Annotated in this window: 19 protein-coding genes; 7 read left to right on the top strand and 12 right to left on the bottom strand. The window is 62.9% G+C overall.

All coding sequences use genetic code 11. The annotated features are described in order from the left end of the window. Nucleotides 1–212: 212 nt before the first annotated feature. Nucleotides 213–2,051: a DNA helicase RecQ gene (recQ, locus tag FCU66_RS10450; RefSeq protein WP_136622201.1), complete on the bottom strand. Its 1,839-nt coding sequence runs from the start codon at nt 2,049–2,051 to the stop codon at nt 213–215. A 277-nt stretch (nt 2,052–2,328) separates the two neighbouring features. Between recQ and FCU66_RS10445 the strand changes: the two genes are divergently transcribed. The 3 genes from FCU66_RS10445 to FCU66_RS10435 all read left to right on the top strand — a co-directional run bounded on the left by FCU66_RS10445 (nt 2,329) and on the right by FCU66_RS10435 (nt 6,441). Continuing rightward, entirely contained in the window at nt 2,329–3,750 is a 1,422-nt protein-coding gene (locus tag FCU66_RS10445; protein WP_136622202.1) for a coniferyl aldehyde dehydrogenase, read from the top strand. Nucleotides 3,751–4,144: 394 nt separating this feature from the next. Next, a complete protein-coding gene (locus tag FCU66_RS10440; RefSeq protein ID WP_136622203.1) occupies nt 4,145–5,365 on the top strand; it encodes an FAD-dependent oxidoreductase in 1,221 nt (406 codons plus the stop codon). Between the two features lie 17 nt (nt 5,366–5,382). Further along, nucleotides 5,383–6,441, top strand: a complete 1,059-nt coding sequence (locus tag FCU66_RS10435) for a glycosyltransferase family 2 protein (protein WP_136622204.1) — start codon at nt 5,383–5,385, stop codon at nt 6,439–6,441. A 176-nt stretch (nt 6,442–6,617) separates the two neighbouring features. On the opposite strand, the gene FCU66_RS10430 is transcribed toward FCU66_RS10435, so the two are convergent. Both FCU66_RS10430 and uxaC read right to left on the bottom strand, forming a co-directional pair. Beyond that, nucleotides 6,618–6,953, bottom strand: a complete 336-nt coding sequence (locus FCU66_RS10430) for a cupin domain-containing protein (protein WP_136622205.1) — start codon at nt 6,951–6,953, stop codon at nt 6,618–6,620. Between the two features lie 52 nt (nt 6,954–7,005). Beyond that, complete coding sequence (uxaC, locus tag FCU66_RS10425; RefSeq protein ID WP_136622206.1) at nt 7,006–8,415, bottom strand: glucuronate isomerase; 1,410 nt, start codon at nt 8,413–8,415, stop codon at nt 7,006–7,008. Between the two features lie 176 nt (nt 8,416–8,591). Here uxaC and FCU66_RS10420 point away from each other — a divergent pair, with 176 nt between their 5' ends. Continuing rightward, nucleotides 8,592–10,085, top strand: a complete 1,494-nt coding sequence (locus FCU66_RS10420; protein ID WP_168992192.1) for a mannitol dehydrogenase family protein — start codon at nt 8,592–8,594, stop codon at nt 10,083–10,085. Nucleotides 10,086–10,137: 52 nt separating this feature from the next. Here FCU66_RS10420 and FCU66_RS10415 read toward each other — a convergent pair whose 3' ends face one another. From FCU66_RS10415 to FCU66_RS10385, 7 genes are all read right to left on the bottom strand, one after another. Next, on the bottom strand, nt 10,138–10,545 hold the full coding sequence (locus FCU66_RS10415) for a F0F1 ATP synthase subunit epsilon (RefSeq protein WP_136622208.1): 408 nt from the start codon (nt 10,543–10,545) through the stop codon (nt 10,138–10,140). Nucleotides 10,546–10,647: 102 nt separating this feature from the next. Then, nucleotides 10,648–12,240 (bottom strand): F0F1 ATP synthase subunit beta, encoded by a 1,593-nt coding sequence (gene atpD / locus FCU66_RS10410; RefSeq protein ID WP_168992193.1) that lies wholly within the window; start codon nt 12,238–12,240, stop codon nt 10,648–10,650. A gap of 70 nt (nt 12,241–12,310) precedes the next feature. Continuing rightward, nucleotides 12,311–13,195, bottom strand: coding sequence for a F0F1 ATP synthase subunit gamma (locus FCU66_RS10405; RefSeq protein WP_136622209.1), 885 nt, complete (start codon nt 13,193–13,195; stop codon nt 12,311–12,313). A 31-nt stretch (nt 13,196–13,226) separates the two neighbouring features. Further along, nucleotides 13,227–14,756 (bottom strand): F0F1 ATP synthase subunit alpha, encoded by a 1,530-nt coding sequence (gene atpA, locus FCU66_RS10400; RefSeq protein ID WP_023811756.1) that lies wholly within the window; start codon nt 14,754–14,756, stop codon nt 13,227–13,229. Further along, entirely contained in the window at nt 14,756–15,316 is a 561-nt protein-coding gene (locus FCU66_RS10395) for a F0F1 ATP synthase subunit delta (protein WP_136622210.1), read from the bottom strand. The genes atpA and FCU66_RS10395 overlap by 1 nt, the downstream gene beginning before the upstream one ends. 246 nt (nt 15,317–15,562) lie before the next feature. Next, on the bottom strand, nt 15,563–15,958 hold the full coding sequence (locus FCU66_RS10390) for an AGROH133_08824 family phage infection protein (protein WP_136622211.1): 396 nt from the start codon (nt 15,956–15,958) through the stop codon (nt 15,563–15,565). A gap of 95 nt (nt 15,959–16,053) precedes the next feature. Next, nucleotides 16,054–16,749, bottom strand: a complete 696-nt coding sequence (locus tag FCU66_RS10385; RefSeq protein WP_136622212.1) for an aspartate/glutamate racemase family protein — start codon at nt 16,747–16,749, stop codon at nt 16,054–16,056. 76 nt (nt 16,750–16,825) lie between these two features. Between FCU66_RS10385 and FCU66_RS10380 the strand changes: the two genes are divergently transcribed. Both FCU66_RS10380 and FCU66_RS10375 read left to right on the top strand, forming a co-directional pair. After that, nucleotides 16,826–17,062 (top strand): type II toxin-antitoxin system Phd/YefM family antitoxin, encoded by a 237-nt coding sequence (locus tag FCU66_RS10380; RefSeq protein ID WP_246093847.1) that lies wholly within the window; start codon nt 16,826–16,828, stop codon nt 17,060–17,062. Beyond that, nucleotides 17,059–17,514, top strand: coding sequence for a type II toxin-antitoxin system VapC family toxin (locus tag FCU66_RS10375; protein ID WP_136622214.1), 456 nt, complete (start codon nt 17,059–17,061; stop codon nt 17,512–17,514). Before FCU66_RS10380 ends, FCU66_RS10375 begins: the two co-directional genes overlap by 4 nt. A 10-nt stretch (nt 17,515–17,524) precedes the next feature. On the opposite strand, the gene FCU66_RS10370 is transcribed toward FCU66_RS10375, so the two are convergent. After that, nucleotides 17,525–19,708: a primosomal protein N' gene (locus FCU66_RS10370; RefSeq protein ID WP_136622215.1), complete on the bottom strand. Its 2,184-nt coding sequence runs from the start codon at nt 19,706–19,708 to the stop codon at nt 17,525–17,527. A 90-nt stretch (nt 19,709–19,798) separates the two neighbouring features. Here FCU66_RS10370 and fsa point away from each other — a divergent pair, with 90 nt between their 5' ends. Next, on the top strand, nt 19,799–20,455 hold the full coding sequence (gene fsa, locus FCU66_RS10365) for a fructose-6-phosphate aldolase (protein ID WP_057145111.1): 657 nt from the start codon (nt 19,799–19,801) through the stop codon (nt 20,453–20,455). Nucleotides 20,456–20,545: 90 nt separating this feature from the next. Here fsa and FCU66_RS10360 read toward each other — a convergent pair whose 3' ends face one another. Beyond that, the gene (locus tag FCU66_RS10360; RefSeq protein WP_136622216.1) at nt 20,546–23,257 is read right to left on the bottom strand and encodes a DNA translocase FtsK; all 2,712 of its coding nucleotides are present in this window, start codon (nt 23,255–23,257) and stop codon (nt 20,546–20,548) included. Between the last annotated feature and the right edge of the window lie 356 nt (nt 23,258–23,613).

The raw sequence follows: 23,613 nt of genomic DNA, 5'->3' as shown, positions 1-23,613 counted from the left end.
ATAGACAATGGATAAGATCAGGAGTCCGAATGATCCTTCCGGAAATTCTGTAGGGAGGCATGACGAAGACCCCTCCTCGCCACGCCTGGTATTGTCCGACGGAGGTAGGGGGATAAGCATGCTTGGATGAGTGGCTGGATAGGCGTTCGGACCAAGATCGTGTTGGGCCGGTCGTTCAACGCCGACGCTGCGATCATAGCTGCTTTGCTTTCTCAGCCCGCTCCACCCGCTTGGTGCGCGGCAATCGCGCTCAGAAAGACCTGGCCGAACTCCTTGAGCTTGGCCGCACCGACGCCATTCACTTCGGCGAAGGCGTCGAGGTCGTGCGGGCGACGCTCGGCCATGTCGATCAGCGTGCGATCGGAAAACACCACATAGGCCGGCACCTGGCGCTCCTTGGCGAGCCGCAGCCGCAAGGATTTGAGCGCGGCCAGCAGCGCGGTGTCCACATCCGCCTGCCCGAGATCCTGCGCGGAACGCGTCTTGCCGCGCAAGGCGCGGCTGCGCACCTCGACGCGGTAGTGGAACGGTATCTCGCCACGGCCAAGCGCATGGCCTTTTTCGGCGATGGCGAGGCCGCCATGGCCGGCCGGATCCGGCATCAGAAACCCGCCCGCGACGAGCTGCCGGATCAGCGACAGCCAGAAATCCTTCTTGTGCGCGAGCCCGCTGCCGAAGCTGGCAAGCCTCTGGTGGTTCCTGGCCAGCACCTTCTCGGTTTCATGGCCGAGCAGAATGTCGATGACATGGCCGGCCCCGAAACGCTCGCCACTGTGCGCGATGGCCGCCAGGATGATCCGCGCCTCCGCTCCGCCATCGGCGCGCGGCGCCTGGTCGAGGCAGGTGTCGCAATTGCCGCAAGGCTGCGCTTCCTCGCCGAAATAGCCGAGCAGCACCTGGCGGCGGCACTGCGCCGTCTCGCAATAGCCGATCAGCGTGTCGAGCCGGCCATGCGAGCGCCTCTTGTGCTCGGCCGGTGCGTCCTCGTCGTCGATGAACATCCGCCGCATGCGGATATCGCCAAGGCCGAACAGCATATGCGCCTCAGCGTCCCGCCCGTCGCGGCCCGCACGCCCGATCTCCTGGTAGTAGGCCTCCAGGCTGCCCGGCATGTCGGTGTGGAAGACATAGGCGACATCAGGCTTGTCGATGCCCATGCCGAAGGCGATGGTCGCCACCATGACGACACCCGACAGGGTCATGAAGCTGTTCTGGTTGGCGTCACGCGCCTCCTTGCTCATGCCGGCATGATAGGCGAGCGCGGTGACGCCATTCTTCTCGAGGAAGGCCGCCATCTCCTCCGTCTTCTTGCGCGACAGGCAGTAGACGATGCCGCTGCGGCCGGGATGACGCTCGACGAAGCGCAGCAATTGCCGCTTGCTGTCCTGCTTGGCCTCGATGGCAAGCTTGATGTTCGGCCGGTCGAAGCCCAGCACCAGGGTCTCGACGCGTTCGGCGAACAGCCGGGCTTCGATGTCGGTGCGCGTGCCCTCGTCCGCCGTCGCCGTCAGCGCGATGATCGGCACGTTCGCAAAGATATTGCGCAGCCGCGACAGGTCCTCGTACTCGCGCCGGAACGCCGGGCCCCATTGGGAAATGCAATGCGCCTCGTCGACAGCGATCAGGCTGATATCGAGCCTGGCCAGCGCGTCGAGCATCCGCTCGGTCATCAGCCGCTCCGGCGCGAGATAAAGCAGGCGCGTCTGGCCCGAAGCAACCCGCCGCCAGGCGGCGATATTGGCCTCGCGGTCGATCGAGGAATTGATCGTGTCGGCCGCCACGCCGGCAAGGCGCAAGGCAGCGACCTGATCCTGCATCAGCGCCACCAGCGGCGAAACGACAATGGTGAGCCCGCCCAGAACCAGCGCCGGAACCTGGTAGCAGAGCGATTTGCCCGCACCCGTCGGCATGACGGCCAGCACATGACGCCCGGCCAGCAGCGCATCCATGACATCGGCCTGGCCGGGACGAAAATCATCGAAGCCGAACACGTCCTTCAGGACGCGCCGCTTGGGATCCTCCGCCCGAACGCTCGCTGCCTGTGCCTGCATCAATCGGACACCGGGCTGGAATTTCTTGGACTGGAGAGGGTGTGGAAACCGGTCAAAACGACTCTCTGCATGGGCACCTTGGCTTAGCGCAGCTGTCATCGCACCACAACAGGAACAAGCCGGTATAGGAGATGGTCGAACTTCGGGAGCGCCGAAGCAGGCCGACTGATCGGCAGCATTCAGCAGGGGCGGGCCTTCCCCTGGGACACCCGCACGCCCGCTGGATTCCTCCACGCCTTGCGATGTAAGCTCGGCCCGACAGGCCAGGGAGGGCGCGATGCTGCAGACCAGACAGGATGTTCTCGGCGAGCGGCTCCAATCGCAGCGCGCCGCCTTCGAGGCGCAACCTTTCCCGGACTTTGACGTCCGCAAAGACCGCCTGAAGCGCCTGCTGGCGCTCACCGAGCGGCACGAAGCCGAGATTTGTGCGGCGATCGACGCCGACTTTGGTGGCCGTTCGGCACACGAGACGCGGCTTGCGGAACTGTTCGTGGTGCGCGCCGGCATCCGCCATGCGCTGTCGCATGTCAGGGGTTGGATGCGCGAACGTCGCGTAGCCACCACCATGCCGTTCCTGCCCGGCAGAAATCGCCTCATTCCACAGCCGCTCGGTGTCGTCGGCATCGTGTCGCCCTGGAATTATCCTTTCCAGCTCGCCGTCGCGCCGGTGACTGCAGCCCTTGCCGCCGGCAACCGCGTGCTCATAAAACCTTCCGAACTGACGCCGGCATTTTCGGCGCTGCTGGCCAAACTCGCTGCCGAGCATTTCGCAGCCAACGAGCTCAGCGTCATCACCGGCGATGCGGAGATGGGAAAGGCCTTCGTGTCGATGCCTTTCGATCACTTGCTGTTCACAGGCTCGACCGCGGTTGGCCGCCAGGTCGCGATCGCGGCGGCCGCCAACCTGACCCCGGTCACGCTCGAGCTCGGCGGCAAGTCGCCGGCAATCTTCGATCCGTCATGCGACCTCGATGCAGCGGTATCCAGCATTGCCTATGGCAAGCTGTTGAATGCCGGGCAGACCTGCATCGCGCCCGACTATCTGCTGGTACCGAAGGGACAGGCAGGCACGGTCGCTGCCAAGCTCGCAATGGCGATCGCGAAGCTCTACCCGACCTTACGCGACAACCCCGACTATACCGCCATCATCAGCGACCGACACCACCAGCGCCTGCGCGATATGGTCACCGAAGCGCGTGATGCCGGCGCCGATGTCACCGAAATCAACCCGGCCGGCGAGCAACTCAGCGCCACGAGCCGGAAATTGCTGCCGACCCTGGTCCGCAATGCCGGCGCAAACCTGCGGCTGATGCGCGAAGAGATCTTTGGGCCGGTGCTGCCGATCGTCGAATATGCCGGGATTGATGAGGCAATAGCCCATGTAAACGGGGCGGACCGGCCGCTGGCGCTCTACTGGTTCGGCCGCGACGGCGGCAATCGTCAACGTATCCTGCGTGAGACCGTCGCCGGCGGCGTCACCATCAACGACTGCATGCTGCATCTGGTGCAGGAGAACCAGCCCTTCGGCGGCGTCGGCGCCAGCGGCATGGGCGCCTATCACGGCGAATGGGGCTTTCGCACCTTCAGCAAGGAGAAGCCGGTTTTCCTGCAGTCGCGGCTGAGCGCTGGAGCCATGTTGCGTCCGCCCTACGGCAAGACGTTCGAGCGGCTTTTCAGCCTGCTCCGGCATATCACCTGACAGAGGACAGCTCTCGGTTGTACGGCGCATTAAGTCGATGTTCACCATGGTCCGGCAGGCTTCACATCCTGCGGTCATGTCTTGAGTACCGCGGCGCCACAAGCGCCCAGGCAACAACCCGCGCCTCTTGGGGCGCGGGTTTTCTCTGCGCGCTCGATCTTCTACCCGCCAGCCAGCCGCCATCCGCCGGAAACCACCGCGCCATGCACGCCGGCGCCAGCAAACAGACGGCGGCGTCGCCAATGTCGCCCGCCTCGCCCAGCGACCGGCCGGGATCGCGCCTGGATAACGGCGCTGCGAGAGATGACCAAATTCGTTGACGAGTGCGCCTCCTTGATATCAAGGAATCCGGTGGGAGCGTCGATCGCAGCGCTGCGTTGCTAAGGAGTCCAGAATGCGGGTGGGTATTTTAGGCGGGGGCCTTCAAGGCTGCTGCTCAGCTCTAGCTTTGGCCGAGCGAGGCATGGATGTGGTCCTTTTCGACAGAAATGATGCAATTCTCAGTCGAACAGCCGTCGCGAACGAAGGGAAGATTCACCTTGGATATATGTATGCTGGTGATCCGTCTCTTTCGACAGCCCGGATCATGATGAAGGGCGCTCTCGCCTTCGCACCTTTCATGGATCGGCACCTAGGCACTGACACGAACGCCTTGGCAACCTCGGTTCCCGCGGCCTACGTTGTCCATCGAGACAGCCAACATTCTGCCCAGGCGGTTGGGGGCTATCTCCGGGACGTTCATCAGTTGGTTGTTGAAGCATCAACTGGACGCGAGTTCGACTACTTCGGATTGGATCTTTCGGCGCCGCCGCGAGCATGGTCCAGCAGTGAGCGGGATACAACATTCAACTCGGACGCGGCGCTTGCGGCTTTCGACACTCCGGAAGTCGCCATCAATCCGGTAGCGCTGGCATCGGCCCTTAGGAGAGCAATTGCCGACCATCGCCGCATCGAAATGCGTCTTGGGCATCAGGTTTCGAAGGTTGACAGGGTCGATGAAAGGCTGCGCGTTGCGAGTGAGAAAAATGGCTTCCTTCAAGTAGATGCTTTCGATCACGTCGTGAACGCGCTTTGGGACGGGCGTTTGGCGATTGACGCGACAATGGGGCTGAAACCCAATCGACCTTGGCTTCATCGGTTAAAATACGGAATCAGCTTCACCTTGCCGGACGGACTTGACCGTCCTCCCAGTGCGACCTTTGTCTCTGGGCCATTCGGCGAAGTGGTCAGTTATCCTGATCGGCTGACATATCTTACGTGGTACCCGGAATGCATCCATGGGTATTCAACCGAGGTGATGCCGCCGGTTTGGGATACCTATCCGCCAGAGCCGCTCCGCACAAAAATCCTGACACGAACAATTGCCGCCATGGCAGAGATCGTCCCCTCACTGGCCGCGGTTGATGCCGCGAACTTGCCGGATGCCCTGGTCAAAGGTGGACTTATCGTTGCTTGGGGCGAGACGGACATCTACGACACCGATAGCGAACTGCATCAACGATATCAGATTGGAATTACCTCGAAGGGCGGTTACCACTCAATAGATCCAGGCAAACTCACCATGGCACCATATTTTGCCGATCAGTGTGCAGCGAGGATAATGGGTGACGTCTGATACCTCAAAGGATCGCGATGACGCCGACAATTACGGTAGGGATGCCTGTATATAAGGGCACGAAATATGTTGAGGGAGCACTCAAATGTCTTCAGGAGCAGACTTTCCGTGACTTCGAGGTCATAATTTCAGTCGACGGGAACGACCTTGCAACGGCCGAAAAGTGCCGGCCATTCCTCGACGACAACCGGTTTAGAATGGTTGTCCATCAAGAACGGCTCGACTGGTTTGGAAATCTCAACTGGTTGCTGAAACAGCCGCTCGGCGAGTTCTTCTGCTATCGTCAACACGACGACACAACCACGCCGGACTTCTTCGAAAGATTGGTTCGCACCGCCCGGGAGAAGCCCGATGCGGCGGCCGTTTACGCCGACTGCAAATGGATGGGCGGACGGACCGGTATGGATACATCTCCGTCAATCGAAGGGGAAACACTTCATCGCCTTCGGCAGCATATTGAGCAAAAGGAGCCCGTGGCCGTGCGGGGTCTACTCCGTCGCGACGCCGTTCGGCAAGCCGGACTCATTAGAGCCGATGAGTATCGGGGGCTTTCCGAAATATTTGTATGGTTGGCAAAGGTGTTGCGCTGGGGCAGCTTCATTCGAATTCCGGAGGCGCTATACTACCGGCTGGACCACGAGGAAAACTATCACAAACAGTGGTTTGACTGGTCCGAGGAGCAAAAACGCGGGTCTTGGACCACGCTATACACCGGACTTCTCGAGGCTGTAATACCGGTCTGCCATACAGCTGAGGAGCGTTTCTTCTTCCACCAGTTTATCCTGGATCGGATCGCTGTCATCCGGCCAAATCAGAGCTATCATTATTTGGCCGACTCACCTGACGCAGGTGGTGCCCTTATGATCGAATGCCTTGAACGGCTTGCGAGCGAAGGGAACATGCACCTCTTAGAGCTCCCTGCCATCCTGCAATCCAATGATTACGGTCAGGCGCTCCGTGCTGAGATCGACACGCTAACAGAGAAAAATTCCAAACTGGAAGCCGATCTTTCAGCCTTCCGGCGGGAACAGATGAGCCCTAGGCAAAAAATTCGCCGGTTCTTTGGTATCCGCTAAACCGAAGTAGACGAAACCGCGCAACTGCAATCCAGGGCCGCAGGCACTTCTGGTCGCTTGTTCCGCGCCTTGCCAGTTGCTGCCTCCTTCGCGCCTTGCGCGTCCAAAGCGTCGAGGCAACTGCCTACTTTCCAGGTTTGTCGTTCGAGGAGCGGATAGATGCGGCGCTGGCGCGCTCAGCCGAGAAAATCGGCCCGGTGCGGCGTAAAGCTGTCGACCAGCCGCCCCGCTTCGAGCGCCTTGACGCCGTGCACCAGACCGGACGGGACGATGAAGCTGCCGCCCGTCTCGAGCGTTTCGGTCCGGCCGTCGATGGTCACCTCGAAACGGCCCTCGGCGACATAGCTTGCCTGGACATGCGGGTGCGAATGCAGGGCGCCGACACCACCCTTGTCGAAGCCGAATTCGACCAGCATCAACTCATCGGTGTGAAGGAGAACACGTCGCCTGTTGCCGTCCGGGGTCGTCGTCCAGGCGCCCTCGCCGGCATGCGCGAAAATCTTTGCGGTCATCGTCATCTCCTCATCGCGGATAGCTGACCAGCGTCGATTGCGCGAGCACGCGTCAGAGCCGATAGGCTTTCTTGGCGAGCGTGTAGGCCAGTTCCCCCGCCAGCTCATGCGCCTCGTCCTCGCGCAGCCGATGTTCGGCGACCAGACGCGCCAGGAAAGCGCAGTCGACGCGACGCGCCACATCGTGGCGCGCCGGTATCGAGGGGAAGGCTCTCGTGTCGTCATTGAAGCCGACCGTGTTGTAGAAGCCGGCCGTTTCCGTCGTCATTTCGCGGAACCGGCGCATGCCTTCCGGGCTGTCGTGGAACCACCAGGCCGGCCCGAGTTTGAGCGCCGGATAGACGCCAGCGAGCGGCGCCAGTTCGCGCGCATAACTGGTCTCGTCGAGCGTGAAGAGGATGACGGTGAGGTCGCGCTCCAGCCCGACGCAGTCCAGCAGCGGCTTCAGCGCCGTCACATAATCCGTTCTGGTCGGAATATCGAAACCCTTGTCGCGGCCGAATTTCTCGAAGACGGCGCGTGAGTGATTGCGCTGGGAACCGGGATGGATTTGCAGGACCAGACCGTCGTCGAGGCTCATCTTGGCCATCTCGGTCAGCATCTGCGCGCGAAACAGCCGCTTTTCGCGCTCGTCGTCCGAGCCATGGCGGACCCGATTGAACAGCTCCTCGGCCGCGGCATCCGAAAGATTGGCGGTCTCGGCCGTCGGATGGCCGTGGTCGGACGAGGTTGCGCCAAAACTCTTGAAGAAGGCGCGCCGCTGGCGATGCGCGTCGAGATAGCCCACCCAACTGCCGGTATCGCAGCCGGTGATCTCGCCAAGCCGGTCGAGATTGGTCGAGAACCCTTCGAAGTCGGGATCGACGACCGCGTCCGGGCGATAGGCGGTGACGACGCGGCCCTGCCAGCCGCTGTCGCGGATCATCTTGTGCCATCTGAGATCGTCGAGCGCGCCTTCCGTCGTCGCGATGACCTCGATGTTGAAGCGCTCGAACAAAGCGCGCGGCCGAAAATTCTCCCACTGCAACAGCGTCGCGATCGTGTCGTAGTGGCCATCGGCCGTCTTGGCACTCAATGGCTCTTCGATACCGAACAGATGGGCGAGAACATGATCGAACCACAGCCGGGTCGGCGTGCCGCGGAACAGAAAATAATTTTCGGCAAAGCACCGCCAGATCGTCCTGCCGTCGGTTTCCACCGGTGCGCCGTCGAGCGTCGGCACGCCGAGATCCTCAAGCCGGACACCTTGGCTGAACAGCATGCGGAAAATGTAGTGATCCGGCACGATCAGCAGTTGCGCCGGATCCGGGAAAGGTTCGTCCAGCGCATACCAGCGCGGATCGGTATGACCGTGCGGGCTGACGATCGGCAGGTCCTTGATGCCGGCGTAGAGGTCGCGGGCAAGTGAGCGCGACTGCGCTTCGGGCGGAAACAGCAGGTCCGGATCGGTCAGCGCGACCATGGGAAAAGCGGCTCCTTCCAGGTTGAACATCGGTACGTTCGGGCAAAAGCGATGTCAACGTAGGCTCACAAACAGGCATCCTTGCGGCAAGCGGAAACAGGTGTTACGCCGCTTGTCACCCACCGCGCGGGACACCGTCATGCCGCCCCATCCAAAACCATCCGCCCTGTGATATGATGACCAGCAGCCATTTGTCCGACGCCTCGCTACAGTCACTGCCCGAGCGGGTGACAATTCCCGGATATGACCGTCGCGAGGTCGTCCCGGGCATCGTGCATCTCGGTGTCGGCGCCTTCCATCGCGCGCATCAGGCCGCCTATGTCGACGACTGCCTGGCGGCTGGCGAGACCGACTGGGGCATTGTCGGCGTCTCTCTGCGCAGTGCCGACACACGCGATGCGCTCACGCCGCAGGATGGGCTCTACACGCTGGCGATCAGAAGCAGTGGAACCGAAAAGCTGCAGGTCATCGGCTCGATCGGCGCGATGTTGGTGGCGCCGGAGGATCCGGGCGCGGTGCTGGCCGCGCTGACCGATCCGCGCACCCGCATCGTCATGCTGACGATCACCGAAAAAGCCTATCTGCGGGCAGCGGGCGGCGGACTGGATACCGCTCATGCCGATATCGTCCACGACCTGGCAAACCCGAAAATGCCGAAGACGGCGCATGGCTTTCTGACCGAGGCGCTTACCCGGCGACGCGCGGCCGGCACGCCACCTTTCACCGTGCTGTGCTGCGACAACCTGCCCGCCAACGGCGCCACGCTGCACCGGCTGCTGATCGAATTCGCCGAATTGCGGGATGCCAGCCTCGGCGCGAAGGGCGATGCCGGGCTCGCCAACCACATCGCCCATCACGTCTCGTTTCCCTCAAGCATGGTCGACCGCATCGTGCCGGCGACCACCGATGCCGACCGGGCGCGGATCGCAGAAGAACTCGGCGTCGAGGACGCCTGGCCGGTCATGACCGAGCCGTTCTGCCAATGGGTGGTCGAAGACAATTTCCCGGGGGGCCGGCCGGCCTGGGAACAGTTCGGCGTCACCATGGTCGACGACGTCAGGCCGTACGAAGACATGAAGCTCAGGCTGCTCAACGGCTCGCATTCGGCCATCGCCTATCTCGGCCTGCTCAGCGGCCATGCCACCGTCGACCGCGCTTTCGCCGATCCGGCGATACGAGCCTTTGTCGATGCGCTCTGGGCCGAGGCCATCCCGACACTGCCCAGGAATGCCGGGCTCGACACGGTGCGCTATACGGCCGAGCTGGCAAAACGCTTTTCAAACACAGCACTTGCCCACCGCACGGCGCAGATCGCCAATGACGGCAGCCAGAAATTGCCACAGCGCATCGTCGCCTCCGCGATCGAGAGGATCGAAGCCGGGGCTGTGCCCGAACACCTCACACTGGTGATCGCCGCCTGGATCGCGGCCTGCGAGGCCCGGGGCAAGACCTTGCCGGAGAGCCATTTCACCGATCCGCTCGACGCGGCACTGGCCGCATTCGGCGCCCGGCACCTGTCGGCCGCCGAAACCGTCGCGTCGGTTTTTGAGCTGGCTGGCTTTGCGAAAGGGGATCCGGGGCACGAGAGATTAATGGATCTCACGACCGCGCATCTCGAACAGCTGCGCCGCAGCGGACCAGCCGCTGTCTTCACTGCATTGGGCATCTAACAAAAAAAGCGAGGCAAGGCCCCGCTTTTCATCAAGTCTTCTGAAGCAGACTTCAGGCCGGCAGGATCGCGCCTTCCAGCGTGGTGAGCTGGCTAAGGAACTGTTCCGCCTTGCTGCGGGCCTGGTCGTCTTTGGCGTCGGCGGCGTCTTCTTTGGCTTCCTGGATGCGGCGCGCGAGATCGGCGCGGTCGACATCCTTCACGGCCACAGCCGATTCCGCCAGCAGCGTGCAGCCGGCCGGAACGATGTCGGCGAAGCCGCCGAACACCACATAGCGCTCTTCGCCACCCGACGCGGCCTTCACCGTGACGACGCCCGGCTTGATCGTGGTCATGACCGGCGCGTGATGCGCCATCACCGTCATCTCGCCTTCGGCGCCCGGAATGACGACGGATTCGACCTGCTCGGAAACGAGCAGACGCTCCGGCGACACCAGTTCGAACTTGAAAGCTTCAGCCATGATCAAATTAGCGAATAGCGAATAGCGAGTAGCGAATAGTCAGAAGAAGAATTCGCCGGCCCATATTCCCTATTCGCTACTCCCTATTCGCTATTCGCTTAATTACGCTGCTTCAGCCGCCAGGCGCTGTGCCTTCTCGACCGCTTCCTCGATGCCGCCGACCATGTAGAAGGCAGCTTCCGGAAGGTGATCATAGTCGCCATTGCAGAGGCCCTTGAAGCCCTTGATGGTGTCGGCGAGGTCGACCAGCTTGCCCGGCGCGCCGGTGAACACTTCGGCGACGAAGAACGGCTGCGACAGGAAGCGCTCGATCTTGCGGGCGCGGGCAACTGTCTGCTTGTCCTCTTCCGACAGCTCGTCCATGCCCAGGATGGCGATGATGTCCTGCAGCGACTTGTAGCGCTGGAGGATCGACTGCACCTGGCGCGCGACGCCATAGTGCTCGTCGCCGACGACCAGCGGGTCGAGCATGCGCGAGGTCGAATCCAGCGGATCGACAGCCGGATAGATGCCCTTTTCAGCGATGGCGCGGTTCAGCGTCGTCGTCGCGTCAAGGTGGGCGAACGAGGTCGCCGGCGCCGGATCGGTCAAGTCGTCGGCGGGCACATAGATGGCCTGCACGGACGTGATCGAGCCCTTGGTGGTGGTGGTGATGCGTTCCTGCAAAGCGCCCATGTCGGTGGCGAGCGTCGGCTGATAGCCCACCGCCGACGGGATACGGCCGAGCAGAGCCGACACTTCGGAACCCGCCTGCGTGAAGCGGAAGATGTTGTCGACGAAGAACAGCACGTCCTGGCCCTGGTCGCGGAAATATTCGGCAACCGTCAGGCCGGTCAGGCCGACGCGAGCACGCGCGCCCGGCGGCTCGTTCATCTGGCCGTAGACGAGTGCGGCCTTGGAGCCTTCGCCGCCGCCCTTCTTGTTGACGCCGGATTCGATGAACTCGTGATAGAGATCGTTGCCTTCGCGGGTACGCTCGCCAACGCCGGCGAACACCGAATAGCCGCCATGCGCCTTGGCGATGTTGTTGATCAGCTCCTGGATCAGCACGGTCTTGCCGACGCCGGCGCCGCCGAACAGGCCGATCTTGCCGCCCTTGGCGTAGGGAGCCAGCAGGTCGAGCACCTTGATGCCGGTGATCAGGATCTGTGCTTCCGTCGACTGCTCGACATAGGTCGGAGCCGGCTGGTGGATGGAGCGCATTTCGGTCGCGTCGACCGGGCCTTCTTCGTCGACCGGCTCGCCGATGACGTTGATGATGCGGCCGAGCATGCCCGGGCCGACCGGCACGGTGATCGGCGCGCCGGTGTCACGCACTTCCTGGCCGCGAACTAGACCTTCGGTCGAGTCCATGGCGATGCAGCGCACGGTGTTTTCACCCAGATGCTGGGCGACTTCGAGCACCAGGCGGTTGCCGACATTGGTCGTCTCGAGCGCGTTCAGGATCGCCGGCAGGTGATCGCCGAACTGCACGTCGACAACGGCGCCGATGACCTGGCGGACCTTGCCGACAACGCCGGTTGCCTTGCTGGCCACTGCCGATGTCTTGGCAGCGGTGGCTTTCGCTGGTGCTGCCGCCTTGGCCGGGGCCGCCTTCGCGGCTGCTACTGGAGCCTTTGCCGCCTTCGCGGGGGCTGCGGTCTTCGCGGCTGCGGCCTTGGGGGCCGCCTTCTGGGGGGTCGCTGCTTTCGCCATCGTCTTTACCCTTTTTCGTCCTTTGTTTCTCACGCGGTCCGGTCGCGGGTCGATGACCCGCGAACCGCGCCTAGAGCGCCTCGGCGCCCGAAATGATTTCGATCAGTTCCTTGGTGATCTGCGCCTGCCGCTGGCGGTTGTAGGTGATCGACAGCTTGTTGATCATCTCGCCGGCGTTGCGCGTCGCATTGTCCATGGCGCTCATCTTGGCGCCCATTTCGCCGGCCGCGTTTTCGAGCAGCGCCCGGAAAACTTGCACGGAGATATTGCGCGGAATGAGATCGGAGAGGATTTCACCCGGCTCCGGCTCATACTCATAGACAGCGTTGCCGCCATCCACCGCCTCGGCCGGAGCCGAAGCAACGCCTGCCGGGATGATCTGCTGCGCGGTCGGGATCTGGCTGATCACCGATTTGAACTGCGAATAGAACAGCGTGCAGATGTCGAAGCCGCCCTCGTTGAAGAGGTGGATGACCTTCTTGGCGATCGCATCGGCATTGACGAAACGCAGCGTCTTGACCTCGCGCAGGTCGACACGGTCGATGATCATCGAGGCATAGTCGCGGCGCAGGATATCGAAACCCTTCTTGCCGACGCAGATGATCTTGACTTGCTTGCCGTCCGCCAAAAGCTTGCGGATATGGTCGCGGGCAAGGCGGGCGATCTGCGAATTGAAGCCGCCGCACAGGCCGCGCTCGGCGGTGCAGACGACGAGCAGATGCACGTCATCCTTGCCGGTGCCGGTCATCAGCGCCGGGGCATCGCCGCCGCCGCCGATCGCCTGGGTGATGTTGGCCAGCACGGAACCCATGCGCTCCGAATAGGGGCGCGCCGCTTCCGCGGCCTCTTGCGCACGGCGCAGCTTCGCCGCGGCGACCATCTGCATCGCCTTGGTGATCTTCTGCGTCGCCTTGACCGAGGCGATACGGTTACGAAGGTCTTTTAATGAAGGCATGCTTCAAACCTGATCCCGTCTTGCAATTCGCTCAGGCGAAGGTCTTGGCGAAAGCGTCGATCTCGGCCTTCAGCTTGGCGCGCAGATCGTCCGACAGCGCCTTTTCCTTGCGGATGGCGTCGAGAACGTCCTTGCCGGCCGAACGCATGTGGCTGAGCAGGCCATGCTCGAACTTGCCGACCTGGTTGACCGGCAGCTTGTCGAGATAGCCGTTGACACCGGCGAAGATCACCGCGACCTGCTCTTCCGTCTTCAGCGGCGAGAACTGCGGCTGCTTCAGGAGTTCGGTCAGGCGCGATCCGCGGTTGAGCAGGCGCTGCGTGGCGGCGTCGAGATCGGAGCCGAACTGCGCGAAGGCCGCCATTTCGCGATACTGCGCGAGCTCGCCCTTGATCGAGCCGGCAACCTGCTTCATCGCCTTGATCTGCGCGGCCGAGCCGACGCGGCTGACCGATAGGCCGACGTTCACCGCAGGACGGATGCCCTGGAAGAACAGGTTGGTTTCGAGGAAGATCTGGCCGTCGGTGATCGAGATCACGTTGGTCGGGATGTAGGCCGACACGTCGTTGGCCTGCGTCTCGATGATCGGCAGGGCGGTCAGCGAACCACCGCCCAGATCGTCGTTGAGCTTGGCGGCGCGCTCGAGCAGGCGCGAGTGCAGGTAGAAGACGTCGCCCGGATAGGCTTCGCGGCCCGGCGGACGGCGCAGCAACAGCGACATCTGGCGATAGGCGACGGCCTGCTTCGACAGATCGTCATAGCTGATCAGCGCATGCATGCCATTGTCACGGAAATATTCGCCCATGGTGGCGCCGGCGAACGGCGCCAGGAACTGCATCGGCGCCGGATCGGAAGCGGTGGCGGCGACGATGATCGAGTATTCGAGCGCGCCGCGCTCTTCCAGCACCTTGACGAACTGCGCCACGGTCGAGCGCTTCTGGCCGACGGCGACGTAGACGCAGTAGAGCTTTTCCTTCTCGGGGCCGTTGTCGTGCACCGACTTCTGGTTGAGCATCGTGTCGAGGATGATGGCGGTCTTGCCGGTCTGGCGATCGCCGATGACCAGCTCGCGCTGGCCGCGGCCGACCGGGATCAGTGCATCGATGGCCTTGAGGCCGGTCGACATCGGCTCGTTCACCGACTTGCGCGGGATGATGCCGGGCGCCTTGACGTCGACGCGCTTGCGCTCGACTGCCTTGATCGGGCCCTTGCCGTCGATCGGATTGCCGAGCGCATCGACGACGCGGCCGAGCAGGCCGGGGCCGACGGGGACGTCGACGATGGCGCCGGTGCGCTTGACGATGTCGCCTTCCTTGATGTCGCGGTCGGCGCCGAAGATGACGACGCCGACATTGTCGGCTTCGAGGTTGAGCGCCATGCCGCGGATGCCGCCGGGGAATTCGACCATCTCGCCGGCCTGGACATTGTCGAGGCCATAGACACGGGCGATACCGTCACCGACGGACAGCACCTGTCCGACTTCGGAGACCTCGGCCTCCTTGCCGAAATTCTTGATCTGGTCTTTCAGAATTGCGGAAATTTCCGCGGCGCGGATGTCCATCAGCCGACCTCTTTCAGTGCAAGCTTGAGCGAATTGAGTTTGGTTTTGAGCGACGTATCGATCTGGCGCGAGCCCATCTTGACCACCAGCCCGCCGAGCAGCGACGGATCGACGGTGACGGAGATGGCCACGTCCTTGCCGGCAACGCTCTTCAGCGCCGCCTTGAGTTCGGTCTGCTGGGTAGCGGTCAGCTCATGCGCCGACGTCACTTCAGCAGCGGTTTCGCCACGATGTTCGGCGGCGATCTGGCGGAACGCCCTGATCATGCCGGGAATGGCGAACAGGCGGCGGTTGCGGGCGACGACGCGCAGGAAATTGCCGGTGAGGCCGGTAATCCCGGCCTTGTCGGCGATCGCCGCGATGGCCTTGGCCTGGTCCTCGCTGGAGAACACCGGGCTGTTGATCAGCCGGGTGAGATCAGCGCTGCCCGCGAGCATCGCTTCGAAGCTGTTGAGGTCGGCTTCGACCTTGGCCACGGAATTTGCCTGCAGGGCGAGTTCGAACAGCGAACCCGCATAGCGTTCTGCGACACCTGAGATTGGCGATGACGATTGAGCCACGGACCGTCTTTTCTCTTGTCTGACAGGCCGCAGATTGTTGGCGCGAGCAAAAACTCTGGCTAAATCTTTGACCTTACTGCATTTTTTCGAGCACGGAGGCGCGGCTTCCGCTATCCCCGGCCGAAAGTCGATTGCCGTCTAGCACAGGCATTTTAAGACCGCAATGCGTCGTTCCGCATGGTTTTCAGGCACTATTGTCGCATCCGGCGAAAGTCACCCGCCTTCCATCGCGGAATACCCAACGATTCAAGGCAGAAAGCCGAAGGCAAAGGCGAGAGGCAATGCCGCCAGCACCAATTCCACCACGATGGAAACCCAATTGAAAGGCGTGTTGGCGCCATCCGACATCATCGACAGCAGCCGGCCGAAGGCGGTGAACAGCCAGGAGAAGCCGAGCGCCATGTAGATCAGCGGCTGCGCCAAGAGGATGCAGCACAGGCCGACGCCGAGATAGAAGCCCGACATCCTGCCGCGCCCCTCGGCGATCGCCGCCGCCTTCTCGGGCTTGACCTGCAAGCGCAAGGCGCGGAAGGCGAGGCTAGGTGCCAGAAAAAACAAAAGCCCGAGCAGCACGGTGAAGACGGCGCTCGACCACGCCAGCCATTCGCCCTGGCTCGTCGGCCACGGAAGCGCAAAATCCATACTGTCCCCTCGAAATGCCTGTTTTGAAATTCCGGGCATTCTAACGGAGGAAAAACGCCGCGCCAGATGGCTCCCGGCACTTTAGGAGAAGCGCATCAGCTAAGCGCGAATTCCACTGCCGCCTCGGCATGAATGCGCGTCGTGTCGAAGACCGGAATGTCGAAATCCTGCTGGCCGATGAGCATGGTGATCTCGGTGCAGCCCATGATGACGCTGTCGGCGGCCTCTTCGCGGCGCAGGCGTTCGGTCTCGGCGATATAGGCCGCCTTCGAGATTTCCGTGACGATGCCCTGGCACAATTCCTCGTAGATGACGCGGTGGACCATGTCGCGCCCGATCGCATTGGGCACCACGGGCCGCAGGCCGTATTTCTCGGCGAGCCGGCCCTTGTAGAAATCCTGCTCCATGGTGAAGCGCGTCGCCAGCAGCGCCGGGCGCTGCATGCCGGCGCGCTTGACTGCCACCGCGGTGGCATCGGCGATGTGGATCAGCGGAATCGACACCGATTCCTGCACCTGGTCGGCCAATTTGTGCATGGTGTTGGTGCACAAAAGCAGACCTTCCGCGCCGCCGGCCTCGAGTTTGCGGGCGGCCTCGACCAGAAGCACGCCGGCGCCGTCCCAGTCGCCATGATGCTGCCGTTCGGCGATCTCTGCGAAGTCGAACGACCACAGCAGAAGCCTGGCCGAATGCAGCCCGCCCAGCCGCTCGCGCACGATCTCATTAAGCAGGCGATAGTAGATGGCGGTCGATTCCCAGCTCATGCCGCCCAGAAGGCCAAGGGTTTTCATGATTGGCTGTTCCTTTGCATCTGCAATGCCTATATTATGACCACATGAGACCACAAGGAGTGTCGCTGTGAAAATCATGCAGGTTCGGGAGGCCAAGGCGGGGTTCTCGGCACTCGTCGAAGCCGCCGAAAACGGCGAGCCAACCATCATTACGAAGCATGGCAAGCCGACTGCCATGGTCGTGCCGATTGATGAGGGGCGGAAGCTGTATCCTCAGAGCAGCCAAAAAAGATTCGTCGACTTCCTGCTTCAGTATCCCGGCGGCATCGAGCTTGAGCGGAATGAATCGCCATCGCGGGACGTCGAATTTTGAGCGGCTACCTGCTTGATACATCTTTTCTCTCGGCCTTCGCACCCGATCGTAGCCCGCTTCCCTCCCACGTTCAGAAGTGGGTTGCCGAACAGCGGGAACGTGGCACTTGGCATATATCGTCGATCGTTGTTTTGGAGGTGGAAAGAGGCATTGCGAAACTGACGCGGTCAGGTGGGCTTGCAAAGGCGGAGCGCCTGAGTCTCTGGTTCGAAAGCCTGGTCATCGAATTCGACCAACGCATCATCCCGGTCGATACAGCCGTCGCGCGGGAAGCCGGACGGCTGGAAGACGCCACTATCGCGCGTGGCTTCAGTCCGGGCTTGGCAGATATCCTGATCGCAGCGACGGCTCGTTTAAACGATCTTTCCGTGCTGACGGCCAACATCCGGCATTTTGCCGTTCTCGATGTGCCTTGCCTGAACCCTTTCACTGAGGGCGGCTCGGCGGCGTAACCCTTCAATTTTACAAAAAGCTCTGCGGATCGATATCGACCTGCACCCGAACCGAGCCGCGCTGTTTCGGCCCGTTGGCCAGCATCGCGCGAATAAACCCTTGCATGTCGGCGCGTCGCTCGCCCTGGATCAGCAGGCGGAAGCGGTGACGACCGCCGAGCAGTGACAACGGCGCCTCGGCTGGCCCCAGCACGAACAGATCGGTGGCCTCGGGCGCGGCGCGGCGCAGGCCGCGTGCATGGCCCTCGGCTTCCGCCCGCGTCACCGCACTGACGATGACACCGGCCAGCCGGCCGAAAGGCGGCAGGGCGGCCCGTTCGCGCTCGGCAATCTCGCGCTCGTAAAAAGCCTCGGCGTCGCCGGAGACGATCGCCCGCATCACCGGATGGTCGGGCTGGAAGGTCTGCAGCAGTCCAAGGCTCTTCTTGCCGGTGCGGCCGGCGCGGCCGGTCACCTGGCTGAGCAACTGGAACGTACGCTCGGCGGCGCGCGGATCGCCATTGGCAAGGCCGAGATCGGCATCCACGACACCGACCAAAGTCATGTTGGGGAAGTTATGCCCCTTGGCGACGAGCTGCGTGCCGATGACGATGTCGGCCTCGCCATTGGCGATCGCCTCCAGCTCCAGCCGCAACCGCCTCACGCCGCCCATCAGGTCGGATGACAGCACGATGGTGCGCGCGTCCGGGAAATGCGCGACCACTTCTTCGGCGATGCGCTCGACACCTGGCCCGCAGGCGACCAGATGATCGAGCGTACCGCATTCCGGGCAGGCTTCGGGGCGGCGCTCATTGTGCCCGCAATGATGGCAGACGAGCTGGCCGCGAAAGCGGTGCTCTACCAGCCAGGCCGAGCAGACCGGGCAGCCGAAGCGATGGCCGCAGACCCGGCACAGCGTCAGCGGCGCATAACCGCGCCGGTTGAGGAACAGCAGCGACTGCTCCTTCCTCTCCAGCGTCTGGCGCATCTGGTCGAGCAGCACCGGCGACAGGAAGCCGCCGCGCGCCGGCGGTGCGCGGCGCATGTCGATCGTCTTCAGATGCGGCAGCGCCGCCTCGGCGAAGCGAGCGGAAAGAACGGCCCTGTTGTATTTGCCTTGGCTGGCATTGACCCGGCTTTCGACCGACGGCGTCGCCGACGCCAGCACCACCGGAAAGCTGCCGATATGGCCGCGCACCACGGCCATGTCGCGCGCATTGTAGAAGACGCGGTCCTCCTGCTTGTAGGCGGGGTCGTGCTCCTCGTCGATGACGATCAGGCCGAGCTCCTTGAACGGCAGGAACAGCGCCGAGCGCGCGCCGGCGACGACGCGCACGCCGCCCTCCGCCACTTGCCGCCAGACTTTTTCGCGCATCCGCGGCGGCAGGTCGGAATGCCATTCGCCCGGCTTGGCGCCGAAGCGCTGCTGGAAGCGCTCGAGAAAGGCATGCGTCAGCGCGATTTCCGGCAGCAGGATCAGCACCTGCTTGCCCTGGTCGAGCGCGGCCGCCACCGCCTCGAAATAAACCTCCGTCTTGCCCGAGCCGGTGACGCCGTCGAGCAGCGCGACGTTGAACACGCCGGCTGCGACATTGGCGCGCAGCATCAGCGCCGCGTCGCTCTGATCTGGCATCAGTTCCGGTATGGCGTAGCTGGAATCGGGCGCGGCCACCACCGGGCGCGGCGGGATCATCACCGTCTCGAACACGCCTTGCGCCCTCAGGCCGTCGATCACCGTCGACGACACACCTGCGGCATGGGCGAGGCCCGAGCGCGTCCAGGCAAGCCCGCCTTCGGCCGTCTCCAGCACGCGCTGCCTGGCGCCCGTCATCCGGTCGGGTGCGAGAAGCGTGCGCTGCAGCCCCTCGATCCACGGTTCGGGGTCGAAAGCCTCCGGCGCCCGAAGCAGCATGCGCGCCACCATGCCTGGCGGCGACAGCGTGTACTGCGCCACCCAGTCGACGAAACGGCGCATGGCGCGGTCGATCGGCGGGCAATCGAAGACCTGTTCGATGGGGCGCAGCTTTTTCGCATCGACCTTCTCGACCGCACCGTCCCAGACGATGCCGGCGACCTGGCGCGGACCGAGCGGCACGCGCACGATCGAGCCCGGCACCACGCGCATGCCGGCCGGCACGGCATAGGTGTAGGGGCGTTCGGCGGGCATCGGCACCAGCACCGGTGCGGCTGCGACAAAGGGCGAATCTTCGATCATGAGGCGTGACCTTGCCCTGACTTTGGTCTAGATCAAAGGCCGAGCCCGAATGTGCATGGCATGCACATAAGAATCTTCAGGAGACCCGCCATGAAATTTTTTGTCGACACCGCCGACATCAAGGATATCCGTGAGCTGAACGATCTGGGACTGCTCGACGGCGTCACCACCAATCCGTCGCTGATCCTCAAATCAGGCGGCAAGATCGCCGACGTCACCAAGCAGATCTGCGATATCGTCGAAGGTCCGGTCTCGGCGGAGGTCGTGGCGACCGAATTCAAGGACATGATGGCGGAGGCCGAGGTGCTGGCCAAGATCGCGCCCAATGTCTGCATCAAGGTGCCGCTGACGCTCGACGGACTGAAGGCCTGCAAGACGATCCGCACGCAGATGAACCGTATGGTCAATGTCACGCTGTGCTTTTCGGCCAATCAGGCGCTGCTGGCGGCCAAGGCCGGCGCCTCCTTCATCTCGCCCTTCGTCGGCCGTGTCGACGACACCGGCTCGGACGGCATGGAGCTGATTCAGGAGATTCGGCAGATCTACGACAATTACGATTTCCAGACCGAGATCCTCGTCGCTTCGGTGCGCACCGTGAACCACGTCAAGCAGGCAGCGCTGATCGGCGCCGATGTCGTGACCGCACCGCCGGCGACGCTGAAGGCGCTGGTCAAGCACCCGCTGACCGACAAGGGCCTGGAACAGTTCCTCGCCGACTGGGCCAAGACCGGCCAGAAGATCGGCTGAGGCCACACCACTTTCAACTAGAAAAGGCCGGGCAACCGGCCTTTTTTTAATGCGCTTCAGTTAAGCCACGTCGCCAAAGGAGCCCGCCACTCAATCCGCACTGTCATCGTCAGGCGCGGTCGCCTGCTGGCGCCGGCCCATGATGATTTCGCGTTTGCCGACATGGTTGGGTGTGCCGACCAATCCTTCTTTTTCCATGCGTTCGACCAGGGATGCGGCGCGGTTGTAGCCGATGCCCAGGCGCCGCTGGATGTAAGACGTCGAACACTTCTTGTCGCGCACCACCACCTTGACCGCCTCGTCATAGATGGCATCGCTGTCTTCGGCGGCAACGGATCCCTTGTCGAAGACCGCGCGCTGGTCGTCTTCGATTTCTTCCTCATCCTCGTCGGCTGTAACGGTTTCCAGATATTCAGGGCGGCCCTGCGCCTTCAGATGCGCGACGACATGCTCGACCTCCGCGTCCGAAACAAAGGGGCCATGCACGCGGGAAATGCGCCCGCCACCCATCATGTGCAACATGTCGCCCTGGCCAAGCAGTTGTTCGGCGCCCTGCTCGCCCAGGATGGTGCGGCTGTCGATCTTGGATGTAACCTGGAAGGAAATCCGGGTCGGGAAATTGGCCTTGATCGTGCCCGTGATAACATCGACCGAGGGGCGCTGCGTTGCCATGATCAGGTGAATGCCGGCAGCGCGCGCCATCTGCGCCAGACGCTGGATGGCGCCTTCGATCTCCTTGCCGGCAACCATCATCAGGTCGGCCATCTCGTCGACGATGACGACGATGTAGGGCATCGGCGCAAGGTCGATTTCCTGCTGCTCGAAAAGCGGCTCGCCGGTACCCTTTTCGAAGCCGGTCTGCACGGTCATGACAACCGTCTCGCCCTTGTCGCGGGCAGCGGCGGCACGCTCGTTGTAGCCGTCGATGTTGCGCACACCGAGCCGCGCCATCTTGCGATACCGGTCCTCCATTTCGCGCACGGCCCATTTGAGCGCGGTAACGGCTTTTTTGGGGTCCGTGACGACGGGCGTCAGAAGATGCGGGATGCCGTCATAGACGGAGAGTTCAAGCATCTTGGGATCGACCATGATCAGCCGGCATTCTTCCGGCTTCAGCCGGTAGAGCAACGACAGGATCATGGTGTTGATGGCAACCGACTTGCCGGAGCCGGTGGTTCCGGCCACGAGCAAATGAGGCATCTTCGCCAGCTCGGCAATGACCGGCTCACCCCCGATCGTCTTGCCGAGACAAAGCGCCAGCTTGCAGCTGGTCTTGCGAAAGCCCTCCGATTCGATCAACTCGCGGAAATAGACGGTTTCGCGGGTCTCGTTTGGAAGCTCGATGCCGATGACATTGCGGCCAGGCACGACGGCGACGCGCGCCGAAATCGCCGACATGGAGCGGGCGATATCATCGGCAAGCCCGATGACGCGAGAGGATTTGACGCCCGGCGCCGGTTCGAATTCATAGAGCGTGACGACCGGGCCGGGGCGAACATGAATGATCTCGCCGCGCACACCGAAATCTTCGAGCACGCTCTCCAACAGATCGGCGTTCTGCTCGAGCCGCTCCTGCGACATGTAGAAGCCTTGTCCCTCCGGTGGCTGCTGCAACAGGCCTTCCGGGGGAAGCTCATAGGGATCGCCCGATGTTGATGGCCCGATTTTGCCGGTCCGAGGCAAGCGTGAAGAGCGGGCGGCAGCGACCCTGACGGGGACGCCCACACCTGGCGCGGCCGGTGCGGGAACAGCAGCGCTTTTGGCAGCGGGGATTGCGACGGCCTCGGCCCGGAACGGCACGCTGCTCGCAGGCACGTCGGACTGGACGGCGGCCTGGTTCGAATTGGCCGGCGAGACGTCCGGCAAAGGCTTCGAGACCTGGCCTGGAAGCCATTCGATGACACGAAACAGCGAGGTCGCATCGGCCGCTATTGGCGGGCGGATGTCGACCCGCGCAGCGGCGACGGGCACTGCGGCGACCGGTACTAGCGAGGTTGGGCTGACCTGCCGGGCCTGGGATGAAACATCGACCAGATAGGGCGCCATAGCCTCGAAGAAAGCATGATCCGAAAGATGGGGCCAGCGCAGCTTTTCGGGGGCGGCCGGCTTGATCGGGGCGCCCGGAGCGGCAATCGTGCGCGCGGCTGCTCGTTCCGTTGCGGCCGTCTTCGGCGGCACCGGCGCAACGACTGGCGCCTTCTCTCCGGCGCGGCCCTGGGGAACGAAAGCCGCAGCCGGCGGTGACGACTTTTGCGTGATGGCTCCGCGGCCGGCCAGCGGCTGGGAGGCGGGGCTTTTCACCGATGCCGGCAATGCCAGGAGCGAGGGCGTGGAGGATGCCTCATCGACCATCGGTTGCCCGGTTGCTTGCTGCGTCGGAACGGCCCCTGGACCGGCTTGCCCGACAAGGCGGTCTTGCTGCTGGCGCTGCTTTTTGGGTTCATAGTCCGGTGTGCGGGTAAACCGCACGTTGGGTGCGAGGAAGAAATATTCCTGCCAGGCAGGGCTTTCGATCTCCCCGGTTTTCGAGGGCGCGTTGCTCGCCTCCGCGCCACCCCTCGGCTCCATATAGGGCCGCTTGTTGCCGCCGAGATCGACAACCGGTGCGGAATAGCCGGCCTGCTGCGTGCCGGGCTGCCGGCCATCCAGTCCCTTGTGAGTCGGACGATCAAGAGCGCCTGTCGCGGCTGAAGACGTTCGCTGACCGCCCTTGTCGTTGATGCCGTCGAAACGCTTCCCCTCGGGATCGTCGGGCGATGCTGCCTTCACCAAATTGACCCGGGGAAAACGCCTGGCTTCCATTCTCAAGACTCACTCTGCAATGTCTGCCGAGACATAGGGAGCGAGTGGTTAACAGTTGCTTCCCGGATGGACCGCCGGGCGATCCTTGGGCAGCAAAATCGGCGTGACAGCCTCCAAGAGCGACGCGACCGAATCGTCATCTCACGGCGCACACGCCGGTGGCGCGATCTGCTCGCCGTGTCATTGAGGATGTGTGGTGGCGCATTGTCGCAGCAATGCCGGACGATCTAGCTTCGGGGGCCGGATCGTCATTTCATGCTTGGGGCGCTAGAGCAATTCTAGGAAAAGTGTAAAGCGGTTTTCCCGGGAAAAGCGCGTAGCGCTTTCCCTAGAGAATTGCGTCAAAACAAAGAATT

Source organism: Mesorhizobium norvegicum (genome assembly GCF_004919685.1).
Lineage (GTDB): Bacteria > Pseudomonadota > Alphaproteobacteria > Rhizobiales > Rhizobiaceae > Mesorhizobium > Mesorhizobium norvegicum.
Note: the sequence above shows the minus strand (reverse complement) of the source record. Positions and strands in the feature narration are given on the sequence as shown.